Origin of the sequence: Gluconacetobacter tumulisoli, assembly GCF_014174155.1 — a bacterium.
GTDB classification, from domain to species: Bacteria; Pseudomonadota; Alphaproteobacteria; order Acetobacterales; family Acetobacteraceae; genus Gluconacetobacter; species Gluconacetobacter tumulisoli.
In genome coordinates, this window is record NZ_JABEQM010000009.1 from 67,865 (window position 1) to 88,991 (window position 21,127).

Sequence of the window (21,127 nt, forward strand, 5' to 3'; positions counted from 1 at the left end):
GCGCCGGTGCCGGTACCGGTGCGAACGACCGCATGGGGTTTTCGGAACCGTACACCGCCTTTTCCGATATCAACGCCCGCCTGGCGAAGTCATCTCGTGATCGTCCGCGCCGATTCCGCCCGTGACGGCGATGTCCCCACCCGCGTGCATGTCACCTCCGCCACCTCCCCCGCCGCCCGTTTTGCCGGCGCCCTCTTTCGACCCGTCATCCTTCCCGCGACCACCTGAAGCCTGCAGGCGGGCAGGTCCCTGCATCGGAATGGCCAGGCCGGGTGGAATCGGGTCGAGATCCAGAGCCTTGCGAATGAAATTGCGGAGCGAGACGACCAGATCATGGGTATGCACAAGCTGCCCGGACACCAGTTCCCGTGCCGCCCGTTCGGCCAGCCGCACGTGCTCTTCCGTTCCCAGAAGGATGATATCCGACAACGCGGCCTCGACCGCGTCGCGGATACGGCGGGCGCGATCCGACCCGGCCTCGTTCCCGCTGTCGTTTCCATCCATGGCCTCCCCGCCGGATCCCAAGCTCTCGCCCGTCCGGATCCTGAGTTCGCGGCGGTGTCTCGGGTTGACCGCCAGGTCGCCGGTGAACGAGCCACCCAGCGTCCGATAGGCCGCAATCAGGGTCCGCAGGCGTTCGTTGATCTGCCGGTTCATGCGCTCGCGACGCTGCTGAATGACAAACATCACCAACAGCCGGATGCCCACGCCGATCAGCGTGATCAATGACAGCCCGATCATGGTGGCAAGCAGATTATGCCAAGAACTGAAGTCGAGATTATGCAATGTCAGCCTCCGGCGGATAGGATGGCGAATGAGCAGGGCGGCACCGATTTCAATGCCGCCGCGGACGCGGATGCCGTTCCAACGCGCCTGGCGGCATGTTCGGATTCCTGGCCATCGTTGCCTTTTACGACGACAGGCGTGGTGCGCGGGTGAACGCTGTCCCGGTAAGTGGTGACCTCGGTATTCGTGGACGACGACGAGCCACAGGTGCTGGTCGGCATGGCGCCGTCGTGGGAGCGGTATAACGGCAATGTCGTACGGCGCATTTCCTGCAATTCGATGCGCATACCGACACCGTACTGCACGACGACGCCACCCCGCCCAGACGCGGATCGGTTTCCTGCAGCTGATGCTGCGTCTTCATGCAAATTTGTTCACGGGGCTGACCGGGAATCTGTTCTCACTCTTATGGCCGTGTTTTTCACCACCGCCATCTTCTCGGACGTCGCGCTCCACGATCCGTTCATAAACGGCCGCCCTTCGGCACGATGCGGACGAAGCATTCGTCCGGCTACGCTGGCTGGATCTGCACAACTGGACAGGTCTTGGGCGTGACCGGCCGGCTGTTCAGGCCCGTTCTCGTAGACGCCCGCAGCGGCAAGGTAACGGCCGTCGTCCCTATCGGCACGACATCCTCCTTCATCGGCCAGTTCGGCACGATCGCGGCCTCACGACCACCTTTACCGGCAACCGGTGGCAATCTACGACCATCCGACCGGCCGGTCGGCGTCCTGCCGGGCACAGGGCGCCGACCTGGCCGCACCGGACATGCCCGCGCCGCGCGATTTCACAGGATACCGCCGGAAATCGGCACATTGACACCCGTCATGTAACTGGAATCGTCGCTCATGAGGAATGAAACGACACCCGGTATTTCGGAAATATCGCCATAACGTCGCATCGGCACGCTCTCGATCATCTGTTTCGCCACCTCCTCGGGGTTCGAAGAAAAATACTGCGTTCCAGCTTCAGCCTGAAGTTCGACCTGGCGATCCCACATGTAACCGGGCCCCATGAAGGCGGGGCTGATCGCGTTTACCCGAATATTGTAGGGTGCAAGGTCCTTGGATGCGATCTGGGTCAACCCGACGACACCGAACTTCGAGGTACCGTAGGCGACCATATTCGGTGGGCCCTGGACACCCGCCATGCTTGCCGTATTCACGATACGACCGAACCGCCGCTTCACCATGTGCCTCGAAACGGCCCTGAGCATATGGAAGGCGCCGAAGACATTGATCCTGATGACGGCTTCGAAGTCTTCTTCGGGATATTCATGGATCGGCTTGAAAGCCCCCTGAAACCCCGCGTTGTTGAAAAGAAGATCTATGGCCCCGAATGCGCTGACGATCCGGTCGACGGTTGCCGCTACCGCGTCCCGGTCGGTGATATCGCAATCATAGGCCTCCACGGGAACACCGCTCGCGCTACATGCCGCCTTCGCCTGGGACAGCTTTTCAGGACTTATGTCTACAAGAGCAAGTGCGGCACCTTCATTCGCCAGGCGCAAGGCGGTCGCCAGGCCGATATTGCCTCCGGCACCGGTGACCAGGGCCGTTTTGCCGTCGAATTTCCGTCCATCCTGTGGCATCTTTCCCTCCGTCAAAAACAATACGGCGACCTCGCCAGGATATTCTAGCTGGTAACGCCGGCAAAAGTTTCGTTGCGAATTGGATGTATGTCCGCTCGTAACGAAGGAGACCGCCATGACGTCCACCCGCTCACGCCCGCTGGTTTCGTTGACGGCGGCCGCCGCCATTCTGCTGGCCGTCACGGACGCACGCCCGGCCGGGGCACAGGCCACGGCCGCCGCACCACCGCCCGGCCATGCGGTCGCGACGCCCGATAACGCGATCCTGCTGACGATTTTCCTCCGGCACGACGAGGGCCGGCCTTTGGGCGAACTGAACGCGCAGCTCCAGCGGCAGGGCTTCTACAAGGCCTTTCCGCCGAAGGGCGTCGAAATCGTCAGCTGGTATGTCATGATGGGGATCGGGCAGGTCGTCACCCTGCGCCTGCCGGCGTCCCGGCTGCGCGAGGTGAACCGCGTGCTCGAGGACAGCGCGTGGGGCGTCTATCACACCGAGTTCTATCCGACCTACGACTACAAGCCGATCGGGGTGGCGCAGCATGAAAGCGCGAAGTGACCGGCCTGCCGCATCCGCCTAGATCGACGTGTCCCCCGTCGGCGTCGTGTTCGGGACGCCGGCGCCATCCGCTTCAGACGCGTCCTCCGGCAGCCGCGCGCCCAGCAATGCGCGGCGCTGTCCAAGCCAGATACCGTCGAGGAGATGATCGCGGCGCGGGAAGCGCGTATTGGGATGGATCAGGACGCTCAGCCCCTGATGATTGAGCATCAGCCATGGCACCAGCGTCGCGAACAGCGCGGTCTCGAAGGCGATCTGATACATCGGCAGCGTATGTGGCCCGACCGGAACCTCATGCCAGCGTCCCAGCCGCACGACGAAGCGTTCCGCGAGGGCGGCGCGCAGATGCTCGGCGGCCGTCCGCTGCGCCGGGTCGTCGAAATACACATGGGCATGGTAGCTGGCGATCGTCTCGATCGACCGGACCGGCTCGGACATCGGCTTCATTTGGCCTTCCATAGGGCTGTCCGCTCGGGTCGGGCCTGGGACAATGCGTTTTTCACGCCCGCCGCGTCCAGATCGGCGACATAGACCGGCGTGCCGGGCTGCTGCCGCCAGGACTCGTCCAGGCCCCCGGCATCGACCGGATCGAAGCCGAGATCATTCACCAGATCCATCACGATCGTCTTGGCGGCGGCATCGTCGCCCGCGACCGGCAGGGCGATGCGTCCGGGACTTCCCTGCGGCGTGCCGTTCTCCAGCAGATGGCGGGCGTAGATGGTGTTGAACGCCTTGATGACCGGATGGCCGATCGTCTTCTCGACCCAGCGGCTTTCCGGTAGCCCGTCCTCGATCGCCGCGATCCTGCCGTCCCGCTGTTGCGGATAATAATTTCCGGTATCGACGACCGGCAACGCAGGCGGCACGTCGGCGAACAGGTCGCGCGGCAGGTGCGGGACATTCTTCTCCGGGACCGTCACCACGACCAGATCGACGCCCCTCACCGCCTCGCGTGACGTCACGGCGGTCGCACCGGTCTCCGCCGCGAGGTCGCGCAGCGTCTCCGGGCCTCGGGAATTGGCCACCTGGACGGTGTACCCCAGCGCCGCCAGGCGTCGGGTCAACGTGCCGCCGATCTGGCCGGCGCCGATAATGCCGATTTTCATTCCAGCCCCCGTTGGATGATCGTCTGTTGGCATGCATTGATCTATGGACGACCTGTCACCCGGGCAAGGGGACGGCAGAGGCCAGACCGAAACATGCGGAGAGCCAGATATCAGGATGCCTGCCCGTTGGGGCGCTTGTGTGTGTCCAGCCCGAACTAACGTTTCAATCTTCGAACATCACCAGTGGATCGCGACATGTTACAAGAGGCCGATGACCGCCATGCCAATGTGCTGCCTGGTAAGCAGGCAAGCCCCGCCGGCTAACCGGACTCCAATGAATCATGACCGCATCGGGAGGCTCCGTTGTGGCTGGCAATGCCTCGACGATCTCCCGCTCGAGTTCTGGAACACACATGACTGCTACCTTCTCAAGCGGTACGAAGGCCGCCGTCCCAATCCGGTTGCACCATTCATGATGTTCTGATCTACGGTTTTCCCGCTGCAGAATATACCGGACAGGAATTGACCCGGACAGGCTTCGCACAAGGGATCACACGGACGATCCGATCTACGTCGATCCGAAGGTCGACTGTCAGGAAATACGGATCCATCATGATCGACCCGGTGATCTGGCAGCCGTCGCGAAAGCTCCGCAACATTCCCCCCGGGCCGAAGCGCGCATGGCAATCGCGTTTCAGAAGGAACTGGGCAAGGCCCGGGTTACGCTTTTCAGTCTCTGCCAGACCCGCCCCGTCATCATCCCCGACACAGGCGGCACGGCGGCGGAAAACCCCCATGGCGAAACCTGGAAGACGTTATGACATCATGACGGAGAGAATCGCTTCGCACCGTCAAGATGACGGATCCCGGACCGGCGCATGTCCTTGCGTTCAGCCTGCCCCGATCAGGGCAGCCAGGCGGTCGGCCTCGGCCAGGTCGGCCGGGCTGTTGACGTTGAAGAACGGATCGAACGGCCTGTTGGAAAACACGACGTCGCGCATGCCGATCGTCGCGGCGAAGGCCCGAACGCCGAACGCCGCGCGCGGGGCGTCCGGCCCCGTCGCCGCCAGACGGTCCCGCAACGCCGCACGCGCCGCGACAGGCCATAACGCGACCAGATGATGACGCCGATCCCCCGACATCGCGACGGCGGGGGCCGGGGCCAGCATGACAGGCAGGTCGCGGGGGATGAACGGCGTGTCGCCCGGCACGGTCAGCACCGCGTCGCAGCCCAGGCCGGCGGCCCAGTCCATCGCCGCCAGCACCCCGGCCAGGGGTCCCGCGCCGGGCAGATCGTCCGGCAGGACCGGCAGCCCGAAGGGGCCGAACCGTCCCGCATCGCCCCGTGCATTGATGGCCAGCGGCCGGCCGTGCGGCCCCAGCCGGTCCAGCACATGATCCAGCAGGCTCCGTCCCCCCGCGCGCAGAAGCGGCTTGTCCCCGCCGCCCATCCGCCTCGCCTCGCCCCCGGCGAGCACCACGCCGGCCCATTCCATCGCCATTCCCCCAATTCGACCGGGCCGACCTTGCCATCATCGCGGATCGAAGGCACCTGTACGCCCAGGTGACAGAAACGGGAAAGAGGCATGCACAGGCCCGCCATCATGGGAATCACCGGCCGCAGCGGCGCGGGCAAGACGACGCTGATCGTTCGCCTGCTGCCGGAATTGCGGCAACGGGGCCTGCGGGTCTCGACGATCAAGCACGCGCACCACGGGTTCGACATCGACCGCCCGGGCAAGGATTCCCACCGCCACCGCCAGGCCGGCGCGCATGAGGTCATGGTGGCGACAGCCGATCGCTGGGCCCTGCTGCATGAACGCGTCGACGAAGCGGAACCCGCCCTGCCCGACCTGATCGCCCGGATGGCCCCGGCCGACCTGATCCTGGTGGAAGGCTTCCGCGGCAGCCTGCCCGTCGCCATCGAAATCCATCGCCCGGCGATCGGCAAGGATCCGCTCTGGCCCGACACCGCGGCGATCGTCGCGGTCGCCACCGACACGCGGCCCGGCCTGCCGCCCCACCTGCCCGCGGGCCTGGCCCGGCTGGACCTGGCCGACGTCCCCGCCATCGCCGATTTCGTGACGGCCCATGCGCGGCCCTGCCCCGTCCCATACCCGGCAGGTCGCGCGTGACCGCGCCCGTCGACCCAGGCTGGTTCCCGCTGGCCCTGCGGCTGCAGGGCACACGAGTGCTGGTCGTCGGCGGCGGCGGCATCGCGCTGAACAAGGTGCGGCTGCTGCTGGCGCACGGCGCGCGGATCGAGATCGTCGCGACTCATCTGGACGAGACGCTGGAACAGTGGCAGGCCGAGGGCCGCATCGCCCTGGTCGGCGCCGACGCCACGCCGGACCTGCTGCGCGCGCTGCTACCCGGCTGCCGCCTGGTCTATGCCGCGACCGACGATCGTGCCCTGAACCGCGACGTGGCGGCCCTGGCACGCGAGATGAACATCCTGGTCTGCGCCGTCGACGATCCCGCGCCCTCGAATTTCATCACCCCGGCGCAGATCCATCGCGGCCCCGTCCGCATCGCCATTTCCACCGGCGGCGCGGCCCCGGTGCTGGCCCGCCGCCTGCGCGAACGGATCGAGGCCGCGGTCCCCGCCGGGCTGGACGGCCTGGCCCGCTTCCTGCAGGCCGAACGCGCGCGGGTCGTCGGGCGCTGCCCCGACATCGCCCGGCGGCGACGGGTGTGGGAGGATTTCCTGGACGGCCCCGGCGCCACCGCCGCGGGGGCGGGCGACGACGATACCGCCCGCCGGGTCCTGGACCGCCTGCTGGATGGCGGGAATACGGGCGGCGAGGTCTGGCTGGTGGGCGCCGGGCCGGGCGACCCCGACCTGCTGACCCTGCGCGCGCTGCATTTGATGCAAAACGCCGATTCCGTGCTGTACGACCAGTTGCTGCCGCCCGACCTGCTGGACCGGGTGCGGCGGGACGCGGAACGCGTGTTCGTCGGCAAGCAGCGCAACCGCCACACCATGCCCCAGGCCGACATCAATGCCGAGATGATCCGCCGCGCCCGCGCGGGCGAGCGCGTCCTGCGCCTGAAGGGCGGCGACCCGTTCATCTTCGGACGCGGCGGCGAGGAAATCGAGGCCCTGATGGCCGCCCGCGTCCCCTTCCAGGTGGTCCCCGGCATCACGGCGGCCAGCGGCTGCGCCGCCTATGCCGGCATACCGCTGACCCATCGGGACTGCGCGCAATCCTGCCTGTTCGTCACCGGGCACGCCCGTGCGGACGGCACGCTGGACCTGCCGTGGGACAGCATGGCGCGACGGGGACAGACCGTTGCCATCTATATGGGCGTCACGGCGCTGCCGGCCCTGTGCGACATGCTGATCCGGCACGGCCTGCCGCCCGACTGGCCCGCCGCGGTCGTGGAACGCGGCACCCGGCCCGACCAGCGGGTGCTGACCGGCACGCTGGCCGACCTGCCCGACCTGGCACGCCGCAACGCCGTCACCAGCCCGGCGCTGGTCCTGGTGGGCGAGGTCGTGAACCACCGCGTCGTCACGCCCCCGCCGATTTGAGCGACTGAACCCTGACCGCGTCCCGAACGGCGAAGGACGGCAGACGCACGTCGGATGGCCGGCCAGACGAGTTTTAAACCAGTTCCTGAAGCCCGGACACCCTGACCGGATTCCCATGCGGGAACCGGATCATATCACGATCGTTTCGACCGGACGGGCGGCATATCCCGATGATCTCCGCACGGCATCGAAGGGGCGTCGCGTCATGCTGCTGCTGATCTGCGGTCTTGTCGTCTTTCTCGGCATGCATTCGGTCCACATGATCGCCCCCAGCTGGCGGGGCCGGCAGGTGGCCTCCTGGGGCCTGATGCGCTGGAAGGGCGTTTTCTCGTTGGTCTCGCTGACCGGCCTGGTGCTGATCGTGATGGGCTTCGGCGCGGCGCGGATGCAGCCGCACATGCTGTATGCCCCCCCGGCGTGGCTGCGCCATGCCAACGCGCTGTTCACGCTGGTCGCTTTCGTGCTGGTCGCGGCCGCCTACGTGCCGCGCAACCATATCAAGGCCCGCCTCGGCCATCCGATGCTGGCCGGCGTCAAGATCTGGGCGTTCGGCCATCTGCTGGCCTCCGGCATGGTGCATGACGTCGTGCTGTTCGGCCCGTTCCTGCTGTGGGCCGCGCTCGATTTCATGGTTTCCCGCCGTCGCGACCGGACGGCCGGCACCGTCTATCCGGCCGGATCGGCGCGGGGCGATGCGACGGCGCTGGTCATCGGCGCCGTGGCCTGGACCGGCATGGCCGTCTGGCTGCATGCTCTCCTGATCGGCGTGCCCGCCCTGGCCTGACGACCGGTTTCTACGAGATATCGGCCATCAGCGAGACATGGGCGCAGGAAATCTTCCACCCCGCGCCGGTCCGGATCCAGGTCTGGCTCTGCCGTCCGATCCGCGTGCCGCCCTCGCGCTGGAATTCCAGATTCACCGTCGCGACATCGCGGCCCAGCGCGGTGACGACGCGCCGCAGCACGCGCCGCTGCGGCGAGCCGCCCGTGCGGCCCTTGCGAAAGGCCGCGATCTCGGCGAAACCGTACAGCACCTCGCCCACGCCATAGCGGATGGTCTCGGGCGCGTCGCGGAACAGCGCGTCCAGTTCGTCCAGGTCGTTGGCCATCAGGGCGGCCTCGTACCGGTCGGACATGGCGGTCACTTCCGCCACGATGGCGGGATCGTCGATCGTCAGCATGCACCCCCCTTCCCGTTTCACCCTTCCGGGAAACTGTCCTAGGCTGCCCGCAATCGCGCGTCCGGTCCATACAGCCACGAGGCCCCAGCATGTCACCCGCCCGGCCCCTCTTCGTCGGAGACCCGGCCCCCTGGTTCATCCAGCGCTGCACCACGCCATTCGGAACCTACAGTTTCGACATGGCGGCAGGACGGCATATCGTCCTGTTCTTCTTCGCATCCTCGGCCGACCCCGCCGTCGCAGCGGCGCTGGAGACCGTGATGCGCAACCGCGCGATCATGGACGGGACGAATTGCCATTTCTTCGGAATCTCGACCGATCCCGCAGACGAGGCGCGCCTGCACGAGACCCTGCCGGGCATCCGCTTCTTCCGCGACGACGACCGCAAGGTCACCGACCTGTACGGCCTGTCGCCCGGCGACGTGCCACGCTGGTTCATCATCGATCCGATGCTGCGGGTCAGCGCGACCTGGACCGACGGGCCCGGCGTCGCCCAACGCATGATGGATCTGCTGTGCCGCCTTCCGCCGGTCACGACCCGCCCACCCGGTATCCCCGTCCCCGCGCTGATGCTGCCGGACGTATTCGAACCGGAATTCTGCCAGCGGCTGATCGCCTATTATGCCGCGCAGGAGACGCGCCAGTCCGGGGTCTTCACCGAACGCCAGCCCGGCCAGTCGCTGTCGGTGACCGACCTGGGATTCAAGCGGCGGCGCGACTGCACGCTGGCCGACCGCACGCTGGTCGGACAGGTGCAGGCCCGCATCATCCGACGCGTCGCCCCGGAAATCCGCAAGGTGTTCCAGTTCAATGCCACGCAGATGGAACGGCTGATCCTGGCCTGCTACGATTCGTCGGACCGCGGCTGCTTCGGGGCGCACCGCGACAACACCGTGGCGGCAGCGGCACACCGGCGGTTCGCCGTGTCCATCAACCTCAACGACGATTTCGAGGGCGGCGAGCTGTCCTTTCCCGAATTCGGCGGCCCCGGCTTCCGGCCGCCCGCGGGCGGCGCGCTGATCTTCTCCTGCGGGCTGCTGCACGCCGTGGCCCCGGTGACGCGGGGGCGACGCTTCGCCTGCCTGCCGTTCATCTATGACGATGCCGCCGCCGCACTGAAGAAGGCCAACCGTGCGGCGGCAGCCCGGACCGAAATCGCCTGAAATCCCGGGGCGCGCTGCCCCGCGCCCCGCCAAAGGCAGTCGCCTTTGGCAACCAATTATTATCAATAATCGGGTCCAGGACCTCAGGCCCTGGTGGGTTCGGGCAAAGCCCGAAAACGGCCACCCGTTGCAACAGGTCGCCGAATTGTCGATCCTCGGCCGATGTGGACACAACCCTATCTGGAAACCTGCTGCCGGTCGGCGCTGCATCGCCTGACCTTGTGCGACCCGACCGGGCGCCCGCCCGGCCTGAAGGACCAGCCCTGCCTGGAGCGCCTGGAACGCATGGGACTGGCGGCCCGGGACACGGCGGGCCGCTATCACGCCACCGCGGCGGGACGGGCGCGCCATGACGACGAGATCCTGAATCCCCCATGATCCGGCATCGCGACCTGTGGCAGGCGCTGGATACCCTGGCGGCGGAACGGGGGCTGACGCCATCCGGCCTGGCGCGCGCGGCGGGGCTGGACGTCACCGCCTTCAACCCGTCCAAGCGCGTGACGCCGGCCGGCCGGCCGCGCTGGCCCGGCACCGAAAGCCTGGCGCGGGTGCTGGACGTCACCGGCACGACGCTGGAGGCCTTCAGCCGCATGCTGGACGGCCACGCCCCGCACCGCGCGACCCGACCGGCCGCCCGGACGCGGCTGCGGATGTCCCCCCTGTCGCACCTGGAGCTGGACGGGATGTTCGACAGCGCCGGCCTGCCCACCGGCCGCCACTGGGACGCCTGGGACCTTCCCGGCGCCGCCGAATCCGACTGCTACGCCGTACTGGTCGACACCGACGCCTTCGACCCGGTGTTCCGCGTCGGCGCGACGCTGGTCGTCTCGCCCGGCGCGGCGATCCGGCGCCACGACCGGGTCGTCCTGCACCGGCCGGACGCGACCCTGTGCGCGATCGTGCGGGACCGGGGCGATGACGGGATGGTCCTGGGCGGGATCGGCACGCAGGACGGCCTGGATATCCCGACCCTGCGGACGGACCATCTGCACCGGATCACGATGGCCTTCCTGTAGATCCGCCGGTCCCGACCGCCAGGCGGTCCGCGTCCCGCGCCGCCGGCACGGCGACGTAGCGGGCCAGGACGACCCGAACCCGGAACCCGCCGACCCGCCCCGGCAGGGGGGACAGGAAATCCAGGCGCGCGCCCATCTGGCCCGCGATGCTGGCGGCGATGGCCAGGCCCAGGCCGCTGCCTTCGGCCGGGCTGTCGCCCCGCACGAACGGCTCGGTCAGGCGCGACAGGACACCCGGTGGCAGCGGCGGGCAGTCATTGACGATATCGACATGGCCGTGCCGCGACAGCGCGACCATGATCACCGTGCCGGGCGTGCCGTGATTGGCGGCGTTTTCGATCAGGTTGCGCAGCAGGATCCCCGCGGCGTCCATGTCGCCCTGGACGAACAGCGCCTCCAGCCCGTCGCAGGAGACCACGACGTCGCGAAAGGCCGGCGGCGTGTCCTGGACTTCCTCCGCCAGGATCTGCGCCACCGCGATCAGGTCGAACCGGTCGTCGGCCATCGCGGCGCCGGACGTCGCGCGCGACAGTTGCAGCAGCTTTTCCGTCATGCGGCCCAGGCGGCGGATCTGGGCGACGATGGTGGCCAGGCGCCCGGGCGCCTCCGGTTCGTGCAACTGCTCGCGCAGCATCTGCGCCTGGGCCAGCAGGGCGGCGATCGGGTTGCGCAGCTCGTGCGCCGCATTGGCCGCGAAGGCCCGTTCCGAGGACAGCGCCTTGTTCAGCCGGTCCAGCAGCGAATTGACCGCCGCATGGATCGCCGACAATTCGTCCGGCAGGTTCAGCGAGGGAATGGGCGCCAGGTTGCCGCCGCCGCGCACGCGGATCTCGGCCTGCAGATCGGTCAGCGGCCGCAACGCGCGGCGCACGACCCAGCGTACCAGCAGCCACACGCACGGCAGGAAGACCAGCATCGGCAGGATCGAGATCAGCATCGCGCGCCGCTCGGCCTCGCGCCGGTGAAAGGTCGGCTCGCCCACCAGGATGTAGTGCCCACCGCCCGGGGCGATGGCGACATAGACGCGAAAGCGCGGCCGGTCGTAGAAACCCGGCCGCAACGTCAGCACGAAGGGATCCGCGGGCGCGTTCTGCGTGCGCAGGACGATGCGCCCGTCGGGGGTCATGATCTGGTAGGCCAGCGTGCGCGGCCCGACCTCCGGCAGTCGTGCCACGTCGCCGGCCTGCTGGCGGGGGGACAGGGCCGAAATGACGAATTCCAGCCGCTCCGCGACCTCCTGCAGGGAATTGTCCAGCCGTTCCGTGACCTCGTAGCGGGTGAAGCCCGCGACCAGCACGCCCAGCATCAGCAGGCAGCCCAGCACGACCGCCAGCACGCCCGCCATGATGCGCGACGCCAGGCTCCATGTCCCGCGCGCCCGCGCGACTATCGCCTGACCGTCGGTCACGACGCGACGTGCCGCGCCAGGCGATAGCCGCGCCCGCGCACCGTCAGGATCAGTCCGGCCCCGATCTTCTTGCGGACGCGGCTGACGAAGACCTCGATAGCGTTGCTTTCGATCTCCTCGCCCAGGCCATACAGCGCGTCCTCCATCTGCTCGCGCGAGCAGATGGCGCCGGGGCGGCGGGCCAGCAGTTCGATCACCGCCCATTCGCGCGCCGTCAGGTCGACCTCCGCCCCCAGGCGCGACATGCGGCGGCGTGCCAGGTCGATCTCGACATCGTCCACGACCAGGCGGTTGTCGGCCAGCGCGACATAGCGGCGGGACACCGCATCCAGGCGGGCCAGCAATTCGTCGACGTCGTAGGGCTTGACGATGTAGTCGTCCGCCCCGCCCGCCAGGCCGGCGATGCGGTCGCTGATCTGGTCCTGCGCCGTGGTGACCAGGATCGCCATGCGCGACCCCTCGCGCCGTACCTGCCGCAGCAGGTCGCGCCCGCTGCCGTCGGGCAGGCCCAGGTCCAGCAGCAGGAAATCGTAGCTGGCGGCCGCCAGGGCCGCGCGCGCGTCCTCCAGCGTCGTGAACCAGTCGGCGGCATGCCCCGCGCGGCGCAGCCGGTCCTGCACGGCCGAGCCCAGCGGCGTTTCGTCCTCGACGATCAGGATCCGCAATCGGCCCTCCTCCGTGATGCCGAAGCGGGCCGCCGCGCCGCAACCCGCCAAAGGCTTTGCCCTGGCAACCAGTCGTTAAAATGGATCGGGGTCAAGGGGCCCGCGGTCCCTCGCGGGTTCGGGCAGGGCCCGACCTTACCCCCGGCCCCGCATCATCCGCGCATAAAGCGACGGCAGCACCAGCAGCGTCAGCAGCGTCGACGACACCAGCCCCCCGATCACCACGGTGGCCAGCGGCCGTTCGACCTCCGCCCCCGCGCTGGTCGAGAAGGCCATCGGGAAGAAGCCCAGGCTGGCAACCAGTGCCGTGGCGACCACCGGGCGGAACCGCTCCTCCGCCGCGTCGAACGCCGCCCGGGCCGCATCCAGCCCGGTCCGGCGCAGATGCTGGATATAGCTGACCAGGACGACGCCGTTAAGGATCGCCACGCCGAACAGGGCGATGAAGCCGATCCCGGCGGAAATGCTGAACGGCAACCCGCGCGCCGTCAGCGCCAGGATGCCCCCGGTGGCGGCGATGGGCAGGTTGACGAACACCAGCACCGCCAGCCGGACCGAACCCAGCGCCACGACCAGCAGCGCGAAGATCAGCGCCAGGGCGATCGGCACCACGATCTCCAGGCGCGCCATGGCGGATTGCAGGTTACGGAACTGCCCTTCCCACGTGATGCGATAACCGGGCGGCAGGCGCACCTGGGCGGCAACCGCCGCCTGCGCTGCCGCGACATAGGACCCCAGGTCGCGGCCGCGCACATTGGCCTGCACGATCATCCGGCGCTGGATTCGGTCGCGGCTGATGCGCGGCGGCCCGTCAGCAACCGAGATCGTCGCCACCTGCGACAGCAGAACCGTCCCCGTTCCGTCGGCCCGGCGCACGCGCAGCCGCGCGATCCGGTCGCGGGAGCCGACCTGGGCCGGATCGAAGCGGATCTGCGTGTTCACCACCGCGTTGTCGACGATGACCGGGCGGCCGATATGCCCGCCCACGGCCTCGACCGTATCCAGGACCTCGGACATCGGCACGTCCAGGCGGGCGGCGCGGTCGCGATCGACATCGACATGGATGAAGGGCACCGTGCCGTTGCCCTGGGGCGCCACGTCGGCCGCGCCCGGCACGCCGCCCAGGGCCGACGCCACCTGGTCCCCCAGGCGCGAGAGCATGTCCAGGTCGGGACCGTAGATCGACACCGCGATCTGCGTGCGCACGCCCGACAGCAGGTCGTCCATGCGCATCTGCACCGGCTGGCTCCAGGAAAACAGCGCATCCGGCAACTGCTCGCGCAGGGTCCGGTCGATCGCCGTCACCAGGCCCTCCTGCGTGCGCGCGGTCCGCCATTGCGACGGGTCCTTGAGGAAGACGAAGGTATCGGTCTCGTTCACGCCCATCGGATCGGTCGGGATCGCGGAGGTTCCGGTGTTGCTGACGACGGTGGCGACATCGGGGAAGCCCATCAGGATCCGCTCCTCCACGCCCACCGAATGCAGCACGGTGGGCAGGGACGCGCTGGGCAGGCGCGTGGTGGTGACCACCAGCGCCCCCTCGCCCAGCTGGGGAATGAATTCGCCGCCCAGCCGCGTCGCCAGGACCACCGACACCAGGAAGACCGCGATGGTCGTGCCGAACAGCAGGCCGGGATGCGCCTCGCCCCATTTGACCATCGGCCCGTAACGGCGGCGCAGCGCGGCCACCAGGCGCGTATCCCCATGCGCCGGCGCGCGGCGCAGCGCCAGCGCCGCGATCACCGGCACGCACAGCACGCAATAGGCCAGCGATGCCAGCAGCGCCATGATGACCGTCTGGGCCATCGGCCGGAACATCTTCCCCTCGATCCCCTGCAGGCTGAGGATCGGCAGATAGACCATGACGATGACCAGGATCGCGAACGTGACGGGCCGGATCACCTGCATCACCGACGACACCACAAGCCGTCCCATCTCCGCCCCGCCCCGCTGGCGATGGGCCATCAGGTTTTCCACCACGACCAGCGAACTGTCGACGATCATCCCGAAATCGATCGCCCCGAGGCTGAGCAGGTTGGCCGAAATCCCGAACTGCCGCATGCCCGCCATGGCGCAGACCAGCGCGAAGGGGATCACCGACGCGATCACCAGCGACGCGCGCCAGTCGCCGATGACCACCACCAGCACCAGTACCACCAGGGCGGCGCCGATCATCAGGTTCTCGCGCACCGTGGCGATGGTCCGGTTCGTCAGGTCGGACCGGCTGTAGTACGGATCCAGCACGACCCCGGGCGGCAGCGCCCGGCGGATGGCCGGCAGCGCGTCGCGGATCGCCGCCAGCGTGGCGTCGGAACTGGCGCCCATGCGCATCAGCACGACGCCGTTGACGATTTCGCCGCGGCCGTCACGCGTGACCGCGCCCAGCCGCGTGCGCGGCCCCATCGACACCGCCCCCACGTCGCGCAGGCGGATCGCCGTGCCATCCGGACCCAGCCGCACCGGCAGCGCGCCGAAATCGTCCAGGCTGTGGACCAGGCCGCGCCCGACGACGATCTGCTGTTCGGCATGATGTTCGATCCACCCGCCGCCCGACGCCGCGTTGTTGCCGTCCACGGCCCGGTAGACGTCACCGACCGACACGCCGTACGCCGCCAGCCGCGCCTGGTCCAGCGCGACCTGGTAGGTTTCCTCCGCCCCACCGTTGACGTTCACGTCGACCACGCCGGGCACCAGCTTCAATTGCGGCGCCACGGTCCAGGTCATCAGCCGGTTCAGCTCCATCAGGGACTGGCCATCCCCCCGGATCTGGACCTGCATGATCTCGCCCATGCCGGTGGCCAGCGGGCCCATGTTGATCGCCAGGCCGGGCACCGAAATCGACGACCGGGCCTGCTGGATGCGTTCGTTGACCCGCGTGCGGTCCAAATCGATGTCGGTGTCGTCGTCGAACTGGACGTACACGACCGACACGCCCGAGCGCGAGACCGAGCGCAGGTCGCTCATGCCCGGGATGCCGGCCATGCTGGCCTCGATCGGGAAGGTGATCAGCTGTTCCACCTCCTCCGTCGCCAGGCCGGGGGCGACGACGGACACCAGCACCTGGCGGGGCGAGATGTCGGGCACCGATTCGACCGGCAGGCCGACCACCGCGACGATCCCCGACAGCAGGATCGCGACCAGCGCGCCCAGGACGACGAAACGGTTCCGTTGCAGGAAAACCAGGACGGATTCCATCTCAGTCCCCGCCCAGGGCCGAGAGCAGCAGCATGGATTTCAGCGCGAAACTGCCATGGGCGGCGATGGATTGCCCCGCCGCCAGGCCGGACAGGACGACCGTGCTGCCGCCGCTCTCCAGTCCGAGCGTGACGGGCACCGGCCGGAACATGTCGGGCGCCGTGCGGACGAAGACGACATCGCGCCCCGCGACCCGCTGCACGGCCTCGGTCGGGACCAGCAGGCCGGACGCCCGTTCGTCCGTTTCCAGTTCCGTGTCCACCATCATGCCGGGGCGCAGGTCGCCATCCGGGTTGGGCACGGCGCTGATGACCCGCACCAGGCCGGTCGCCGGGGCGGCCATGCCGTCCACCGTGCCGATCCGCGACAGCAGGCGGCGGTCGCCGATGCGCGTCTCCTGCCGTCCACCTACGACCACGCGGGCGGCATCCTGCGGCGGCAGGTCCGAAACGATCCAGACCAAGGACAGATCGACCACCGTCATCACGTCCTGCCCCGGCGAGACATCGCCGGCGACCGAGGCCGCGACGGTCTGCACGGTTCCCTCGACCGGCGACAGAAGGGTCGAGGTCTCGTCCGTGCCATCGCGTTCGGTGACCGAATTGAACTCCTCGCGGAAACGGTGGGTCATCGTGCCGACGTCGGCCTGCCGTGCAACGACCGTATTCTGCGCTTCCTGCAACACCGCCAGCCTGCGGCGGACCTCGCCGGCCGACACCGTGCTGCCGGACAGGTCTCGCCCCCGGCGCCACGCTGCGGCGGCCTCGTCCCGCGCGGCGACAGCGGCATCCAGCGCCGCCTGCATCTGGGTGGCCTGCAGGCGCGCGACATGCAGGCTGTGATCCAGATACTGAAGCAGGGTCGCATTGCGCGCGACATGCTGGCCCGCCATCACCGCGACGCTCAGCACCTTGCCCGATCCGGCCGGGCGGATATGGACGACGCGGCTGTCGTCCGGCATCACGCGCGCCAGGGCCGGCAGGACGCGCGAGAGGGTGCCGGACCGCACCTCGACGACCGTCAGGCCCTCGTTCCGCTGGGCCTGCGCCCCGATCCTCACTGGGGCCGGATCGGGCGCGTCGGACCAGGCCGGCCCCTCGGCGACCGGCATCAGCACGGCGGACAATATCATGGCGGGCAGCATCACGGCGGACGGCACCGCACGCCGCGTCCGCCTCATGGCGTCATGCCCGCTGCGATGGCGGCCCGCACGATCGCGGCGTGCCAGCCGACCTCCGCCGCATTCAGCGACAGGATGGCGTTATAAGCCGCCTGCCGCGCCCGCAATGCCTCCACCAGCGATGTCTCCCCGACCTTCCAGGACCGTTCCAGTTCGTCCGCCCGCCTGTTCAGCGCCCCGGCCGACGCGCGCGCGCCGTCCAGCGTCACGCCCGACGCCTCCAGCCGGGCGCGGACCTGCGCCAGTTCCACGCGGACCATGCGCCGTGCCTGCCGTTCCTGGCTGTCCGCCGCGGCCAGGCGGTTGCGGGCATCCGCCATCATCGGCACGTTCCGTGCCGCGCTGGGCAGCGGCACGCTGATATTGACGCCCACCCGGTCGTCCCACGGGCTGCCGTACGAGCCCTCGTGGATCGCGCCGATCCCGACCTCCGGATTGGGCATGAAGGATGCCCGCGCAAGCTTCACGCCGTCCTCGGCCGCCAGGGTGGCGCGGTGGCTGGCCCGGACGCGGGGGTCGTTGTCCTCGATCAGTTGCGGGGTGTCGAGGCGCGTCCGCGCCAGCAGGCGGGAATCGTAGGTCATGATATCCGGCAGCCCGTCCCGCCCCAGCAGGACCGCCAGCGCCGCGGCGGACGACGCGACCTGCTCGCGCGCCAGCCCGACCTCGTTGCGGGCGCCGGCCAGTTCGGCCTCCACCGCCTGCCGGTCGGCCAGAGTGGATTCCCCTGCCCCGGCGGCCCGGGCGACGGCGGCATCGATCCGCTGCATCGCCTGCACCAGCGACAGCGCCACCGCCTGTCGGCGTTGCGCCACCACCAGCGCGCCGGCCGCATCCAGCACGCGCACGGCAAGGACCATGTGCTCGACATTCATCCGTTCCTGGATGGCGGCGGATTCGGCCTGTGCGACGCGCGTCGTCGCACTGCCCTGCCCAGGCAGCCACAGCGGCACCGACACGCCGCCCTGATAGGTCGTGTAGCCGATATTGGTGCCGATCGCGTGGTCGTCATAATATTGCGCCGACAGGACCGGGCCGCCGGGAAACCACGATTTCGCGGCGTCGGCCCGCGCATCGGCGGAATCACGATTGACCGTCAGCTCGGACCGGACCGGATCGATCGCCCACGCCGCGCTGACCGCGTCGTGGAACGACAAATCGCCCGCCCGCGCCCCGCCTGCCGCCATCGCCAGGGCCGCGCCGGCCAGCAGGGCAAGCGCACGTCCCGCGCGCGAAGGCCGGCGGCCGGCATGCCTGCCCCCGGAACCGTGAACCGGCGGGAAACGCCGGTGGAAATCGCTGCCCATTCGTCCGCCCGCACCATCCGGACGGCCCGTCGCCGCCCCTGCCGGTCAGGCGATCTATCACATGAACCTGACAGGAGCCTGAACGACGCCCGTCCGCCGCCGCTTTCCACCTCCCTCGCCCGCCCCTTCCGGCACGGGAGAAATTCGCATCATCCCCGCTGACTTGCGCGGGGATTTGGCTTATGTCTCCGCCATGACCGACACGCCCCTCTCGCTGATCCGCAATTTCTCGATCATCGCCCATATCGACCACGGCAAGTCGACGCTGGCCGACCGGCTGATCCAGGCCTGCGGCGCGCTGACGGCGCGCGAGATGACGAACCAGGTCCTGGACAACATGGAGCTGGAGCGCGAGCGCGGCATCACCATCAAGGCCCAGACGGTCCGCCTGACCTATCCGGCCAAGGACGGCAAGACCTACGTGCTGAACCTGATGGACACGCCGGGCCATGTCGATTTCGCCTACGAGGTCAGCCGGTCGCTGGCCGCGTGCGAGGGGTCGCTGCTGGTCGTCGACGCCTCGCAGGGGGTGGAGGCGCAGACGCTGGCCAATGTCTACCAGGCCATCGATGCCAACCACGAGATCGTGCCGGTCCTGAACAAGGTCGACCTGCCCGCCGCCGAGCCCGAGCGCGTCAAGGCGCAGATCGAGGAAGTGATCGGCATCCCCGCCGATGACGCGGTCGAGATTTCGGCCAAGACCGGCCTGAACATCGAAGGCGTGCTGGAGGCCCTGGTCACCCGCCTGCCCCCACCGAAGGGCGACGAGACGAAGCCGCTGCAGGCCCTGCTGGTGGATAGCTGGTACGACCCGTACCTGGGCGTCATCATCCTGGTCCGCGTCAAGGAAGGCCGCCTGAAGAAGGGGTCGCGCATCCGCATGATGTCGAACGGCGCGGTCTATCACGTCGACCAGGTCGGCGTGTTCGCGCCGCGCATGGTGCCGGTGGACGATCTGGGCCCCGGCGAGATGGGTTATATCAATGCGGCCATCAAGACGGTCGCCGACTGCAATGTCGGCGACACCATCACCGACGACCGCCATCCGGCGGCGACCGCGCTGGCCGGGTTCAAGCCCTCGATCCCCGTCGTCTGGTGCGGCCTGTACCCGATCGACGCCGACGATTTCGAAAAGCTGCGCGACAGCCTGGCGAAGCTTCGGCTGAACGACGCCTCGTTCCACTACGAGGCCGAGACCTCGGCCGCACTGGGCTTCGGTTTCCGCTGCGGCTTCCTGGGTCTGCTGCACCTGGAAATCATCCAGGAACGGCTGAGCCGCGAATTCAACCTCGACCTGATCGCCACGGCGCCGTCGGTGGTCTATCGCCTCTACCGCACCAATGGCGAGATGGAGGAGTTGCACAACCCCGCCGACATGCCCGACGGGTCGGTGATCGAGAAGATCGAGGAACCGTGGATCACCGCGACCATCATGGTCCCGGACGATTACCTGGGCGCTGTGCTGACGCTGTGCACCGAACGGCGCGGCATCCAGAAGGACCTGACCTATGTCGGCAACCGGGCGATGGCGGTCTACCGCCTGCCGCTGAACGAGGTCGTGTTCGATTTCTATGACCGTCTGAAATCGGTGTCGCGGGGCTATGCCAGCTTCGACTACCAGATGGACGGGTATGAGGAGAGCGACCTGGTCCGGATCTCCATCCTGGTGAACCAGGAGCCGGTCGATGCCCTGTCCTTCATCGCCCATCGCGCCGCCGCCGAGAGCCGGGGACGTTCCATCTGCGCCAAGCTGAAGGAACTGATCCCCCGGCAGCTGTTCAAGATCGCGATTCAGGCCGCGATCGGCAGCCGCGTCATCGCGCGTGAGACGATCGGCGCCATGTCGAAGGACGTGACCGCCAAATGCTACGGCGGCGACATCTCGCGCAAGCGCAAGCTTCTGGAAAAGCAGAAGGAAGGCAAGAAGCGCATGCGCCAGTTCGGCAAGGTCGAAATCCCGCAGAGCGCCTTCCTGGCCGCACTGAAAATGGACCACTGACCCGCCGGGACCCGCCGGAAACGGACACGGCATTCCCCCCTTGCGCGGGCGGCAAATGTTGCTATGTTCCGCGCCCAGGCAGCGGGCTTCGCCCCGTCCCCTGCGCCGGAGAGATGGCCGAGCGGCTTAAGGCGCACGCTTGGAAAGCGTGTGTACGTTAATAGCGTACCGTGGGTTCGAATCCCACTCTCTCCGCCATAGGTCAAAAACACCTATAAAATCAGTCAGTTAGAGAAACCCAGCGTTACGGGTCTGTAGCTGTGCGTCACTGGTCGAACGTCACGCCTCCCTCTGCTAGAAGGAGGCCATGGATATGGCGAACCTGACTGTGAAAGACCGGACCTACTACGTCCGCTTCTACATCCCCAAGGACCGTTGGGAAGACGCGGGGCGGGTCCTCAAGTCCTCTACCGGCGAGCGCCGGGACATCATCAAGAGCCTTAAAACGAGGGACTACAGGGCCGCCCTACGGCTTCGGGACGCAGCTATTGAGGCGGTC

20 protein-coding genes and 1 tRNA gene are annotated in these 21,127 nt (G+C 68.3%); 10 read left to right on the forward strand and 11 right to left on the reverse strand.

Translation table 11 applies throughout. The features are described from left to right. Positions 1-69: 69 nt before the first annotated feature. Positions 70-786 (reverse strand): hypothetical protein, encoded by a 717-nt coding sequence (locus HLH28_RS11975; RefSeq protein WP_182959416.1) that lies wholly within the window; start codon positions 784-786, stop codon positions 70-72. A 787-nt stretch (positions 787-1,573) separates the two neighbouring features. After that, positions 1,574-2,377, reverse strand: a complete 804-nt coding sequence (locus tag HLH28_RS11980) for an SDR family NAD(P)-dependent oxidoreductase (RefSeq protein ID WP_182959418.1) — start codon at positions 2,375-2,377, stop codon at positions 1,574-1,576. 115 nt (positions 2,378-2,492) lie between these two features. Between HLH28_RS11980 and HLH28_RS11985 the strand changes: the two genes are divergently transcribed. Next, positions 2,493-2,933 carry a hypothetical protein gene (locus HLH28_RS11985; RefSeq protein ID WP_182959420.1) on the forward strand — a complete coding sequence of 147 codons (441 nt, stop codon included), beginning with the start codon at positions 2,493-2,495 and terminating at the stop codon, positions 2,931-2,933. A gap of 18 nt (positions 2,934-2,951) precedes the next feature. On the opposite strand, the gene HLH28_RS11990 is transcribed toward HLH28_RS11985, so the two are convergent. Both HLH28_RS11990 and HLH28_RS11995 read right to left on the reverse strand, forming a co-directional pair. After that, a complete protein-coding gene (locus tag HLH28_RS11990) occupies positions 2,952-3,380 on the reverse strand; it encodes a DOPA 4,5-dioxygenase family protein (protein ID WP_220790065.1) in 429 nt (142 codons plus the stop codon). Next, a complete protein-coding gene (locus HLH28_RS11995; RefSeq protein ID WP_182959422.1) occupies positions 3,377-4,039 on the reverse strand; it encodes an NADPH-dependent F420 reductase in 663 nt (220 codons plus the stop codon). Before HLH28_RS11995 ends, HLH28_RS11990 begins: the two co-directional genes overlap by 4 nt. A 620-nt stretch (positions 4,040-4,659) precedes the next feature. Here HLH28_RS11995 and HLH28_RS12000 point away from each other — a divergent pair. Beyond that, positions 4,660-4,800, forward strand: coding sequence for a hypothetical protein (locus HLH28_RS12000; RefSeq protein ID WP_182959425.1), 141 nt, complete (start codon positions 4,660-4,662; stop codon positions 4,798-4,800). A 69-nt stretch (positions 4,801-4,869) separates the two neighbouring features. Here the strand turns inward: HLH28_RS12000 and mobA are convergent, their stop codons facing one another. Further along, positions 4,870-5,481, reverse strand: a complete 612-nt coding sequence (mobA, locus tag HLH28_RS12005; protein ID WP_182959427.1) for a molybdenum cofactor guanylyltransferase — start codon at positions 5,479-5,481, stop codon at positions 4,870-4,872. Between the two features lie 84 nt (positions 5,482-5,565). Here mobA and mobB point away from each other — a divergent pair, with 84 nt between their 5' ends. The 3 genes from mobB to HLH28_RS12020 all read left to right on the forward strand — a co-directional run bounded on the left by mobB (position 5,566) and on the right by HLH28_RS12020 (position 8,298). Then, positions 5,566-6,114, forward strand: coding sequence for a molybdopterin-guanine dinucleotide biosynthesis protein B (mobB, locus tag HLH28_RS12010; protein ID WP_182959429.1), 549 nt, complete (start codon positions 5,566-5,568; stop codon positions 6,112-6,114). Continuing rightward, positions 6,111-7,514: a siroheme synthase CysG gene (gene cysG, locus HLH28_RS12015; RefSeq protein WP_182959431.1), complete on the forward strand. Its 1,404-nt coding sequence runs from the start codon at positions 6,111-6,113 to the stop codon at positions 7,512-7,514. The genes mobB and cysG overlap by 4 nt, the downstream gene beginning before the upstream one ends. Positions 7,515-7,629: 115 nt before the next feature. Then, complete coding sequence (locus HLH28_RS12020) at positions 7,630-8,298, forward strand: NnrU family protein (protein WP_246396065.1); 669 nt, start codon at positions 7,630-7,632, stop codon at positions 8,296-8,298. Between the two features lie 10 nt (positions 8,299-8,308). Here HLH28_RS12020 and hpxZ read toward each other — a convergent pair whose 3' ends face one another. Then, on the reverse strand, positions 8,309-8,695 hold the full coding sequence (hpxZ, locus tag HLH28_RS12025) for an oxalurate catabolism protein HpxZ (protein ID WP_182959433.1): 387 nt from the start codon (positions 8,693-8,695) through the stop codon (positions 8,309-8,311). An 89-nt stretch (positions 8,696-8,784) separates the two neighbouring features. On the opposite strand from hpxZ, the gene HLH28_RS12030 reads away from it, so the two are divergent. From HLH28_RS12030 to HLH28_RS12040, 3 genes are all read left to right on the forward strand, one after another. Next, on the forward strand, positions 8,785-9,858 hold the full coding sequence (locus HLH28_RS12030) for a 2OG-Fe(II) oxygenase (protein WP_182959435.1): 1,074 nt from the start codon (positions 8,785-8,787) through the stop codon (positions 9,856-9,858). A gap of 162 nt (positions 9,859-10,020) precedes the next feature. Further along, positions 10,021-10,236: a hypothetical protein gene (locus tag HLH28_RS12035; RefSeq protein WP_182959437.1), complete on the forward strand. Its 216-nt coding sequence runs from the start codon at positions 10,021-10,023 to the stop codon at positions 10,234-10,236. Next, the gene (locus tag HLH28_RS12040) at positions 10,233-10,874 is read left to right on the forward strand and encodes a helix-turn-helix transcriptional regulator (protein ID WP_182959589.1); all 642 of its coding nucleotides are present in this window, start codon (positions 10,233-10,235) and stop codon (positions 10,872-10,874) included. The genes HLH28_RS12035 and HLH28_RS12040 overlap by 4 nt, the downstream gene beginning before the upstream one ends. Here the strand turns inward: HLH28_RS12040 and HLH28_RS12045 are convergent. The 5 genes from HLH28_RS12045 to HLH28_RS12065 form a co-directional block, all read right to left on the reverse strand. Then, a complete protein-coding gene (locus HLH28_RS12045) occupies positions 10,855-12,219 on the reverse strand; it encodes a sensor histidine kinase (RefSeq protein WP_220790076.1) in 1,365 nt (454 codons plus the stop codon). The genes HLH28_RS12040 and HLH28_RS12045 overlap by 20 nt on opposite strands. 59 nt (positions 12,220-12,278) lie before the next feature. Next, entirely contained in the window at positions 12,279-12,947 is a 669-nt protein-coding gene (locus HLH28_RS12050) for a response regulator transcription factor (RefSeq protein WP_182959439.1), read from the reverse strand. 135 nt (positions 12,948-13,082) lie between these two features. Next, positions 13,083-16,142, reverse strand: coding sequence for an efflux RND transporter permease subunit (locus HLH28_RS12055; protein ID WP_182959441.1), 3,060 nt, complete (start codon positions 16,140-16,142; stop codon positions 13,083-13,085). A 1-nt stretch (position 16,143) separates the two neighbouring features. After that, positions 16,144-17,322 carry an efflux RND transporter periplasmic adaptor subunit gene (locus HLH28_RS12060; RefSeq protein ID WP_246396067.1) on the reverse strand — a complete coding sequence of 393 codons (1,179 nt, stop codon included), beginning with the start codon at positions 17,320-17,322 and terminating at the stop codon, positions 16,144-16,146. Then, entirely contained in the window at positions 17,319-18,629 is a 1,311-nt protein-coding gene (locus tag HLH28_RS12065) for a TolC family protein (RefSeq protein ID WP_182959443.1), read from the reverse strand. Before HLH28_RS12065 ends, HLH28_RS12060 begins: the two co-directional genes overlap by 4 nt. A 193-nt stretch (positions 18,630-18,822) precedes the next feature. On the opposite strand from HLH28_RS12065, the gene lepA reads away from it, so the two are divergent. Then, positions 18,823-20,628, forward strand: coding sequence for a translation elongation factor 4 (gene lepA, locus HLH28_RS12070; protein WP_182959446.1), 1,806 nt, complete (start codon positions 18,823-18,825; stop codon positions 20,626-20,628). A 107-nt stretch (positions 20,629-20,735) separates the two neighbouring features. Further along, a tRNA-Ser gene (locus HLH28_RS12075) sits at positions 20,736-20,826 on the forward strand. Positions 20,827-21,127: the final 301 nt, after the last annotated feature.

Excerpts from the sequence above, each read along its gene's own strand:
- HLH28_RS11990 (WP_220790065.1), bottom strand. The coding sequence starts at position 3,380 with ATGAAGCCGATGTCCGAGCCGGTCCGGTCGATCGAGACGATCGCCAGC.
- mobB (WP_182959429.1), top strand. The coding sequence starts at position 5,566 with ATGCACAGGCCCGCCATCATGGGAATCACCGGCCGCAGCGGCGCGGGC.
- hpxZ (WP_182959433.1), bottom strand. The coding sequence starts at position 8,695 with ATGCTGACGATCGACGATCCCGCCATCGTGGCGGAAGTGACCGCCATG.
- HLH28_RS11985 (WP_182959420.1), top strand. The coding sequence starts at position 2,493 with ATGACGTCCACCCGCTCACGCCCGCTGGTTTCGTTGACGGCGGCCGCC.
- HLH28_RS12040 (WP_182959589.1), top strand. The coding sequence starts at position 10,233 with ATGATCCGGCATCGCGACCTGTGGCAGGCGCTGGATACCCTGGCGGCG.
- HLH28_RS12055 (WP_182959441.1), bottom strand. The coding sequence starts at position 16,142 with ATGGAATCCGTCCTGGTTTTCCTGCAACGGAACCGTTTCGTCGTCCTG.
- HLH28_RS12035 (WP_182959437.1), top strand. The coding sequence starts at position 10,021 with ATGTGGACACAACCCTATCTGGAAACCTGCTGCCGGTCGGCGCTGCAT.
- HLH28_RS11980 (WP_182959418.1), bottom strand. The coding sequence starts at position 2,377 with ATGCCACAGGATGGACGGAAATTCGACGGCAAAACGGCCCTGGTCACC.
- mobA (WP_182959427.1), bottom strand. The coding sequence starts at position 5,481 with ATGGCGATGGAATGGGCCGGCGTGGTGCTCGCCGGGGGCGAGGCGAGG.
- HLH28_RS11995 (WP_182959422.1), bottom strand. The coding sequence starts at position 4,039 with ATGAAAATCGGCATTATCGGCGCCGGCCAGATCGGCGGCACGTTGACC.
- HLH28_RS12030 (WP_182959435.1), top strand. The coding sequence starts at position 8,785 with ATGTCACCCGCCCGGCCCCTCTTCGTCGGAGACCCGGCCCCCTGGTTC.
- HLH28_RS12000 (WP_182959425.1), top strand. The coding sequence starts at position 4,660 with ATGGCAATCGCGTTTCAGAAGGAACTGGGCAAGGCCCGGGTTACGCTT.
- lepA (WP_182959446.1), top strand. The coding sequence starts at position 18,823 with ATGACCGACACGCCCCTCTCGCTGATCCGCAATTTCTCGATCATCGCC.
- HLH28_RS12065 (WP_182959443.1), bottom strand. The coding sequence starts at position 18,629 with ATGGGCAGCGATTTCCACCGGCGTTTCCCGCCGGTTCACGGTTCCGGG.
- HLH28_RS12045 (WP_220790076.1), bottom strand. The coding sequence starts at position 12,219 with ATGGCGGGCGTGCTGGCGGTCGTGCTGGGCTGCCTGCTGATGCTGGGC.
- HLH28_RS12020 (WP_246396065.1), top strand. The coding sequence starts at position 7,630 with ATGCGGGAACCGGATCATATCACGATCGTTTCGACCGGACGGGCGGCA.
- HLH28_RS12060 (WP_246396067.1), bottom strand. The coding sequence starts at position 17,322 with ATGAGGCGGACGCGGCGTGCGGTGCCGTCCGCCGTGATGCTGCCCGCC.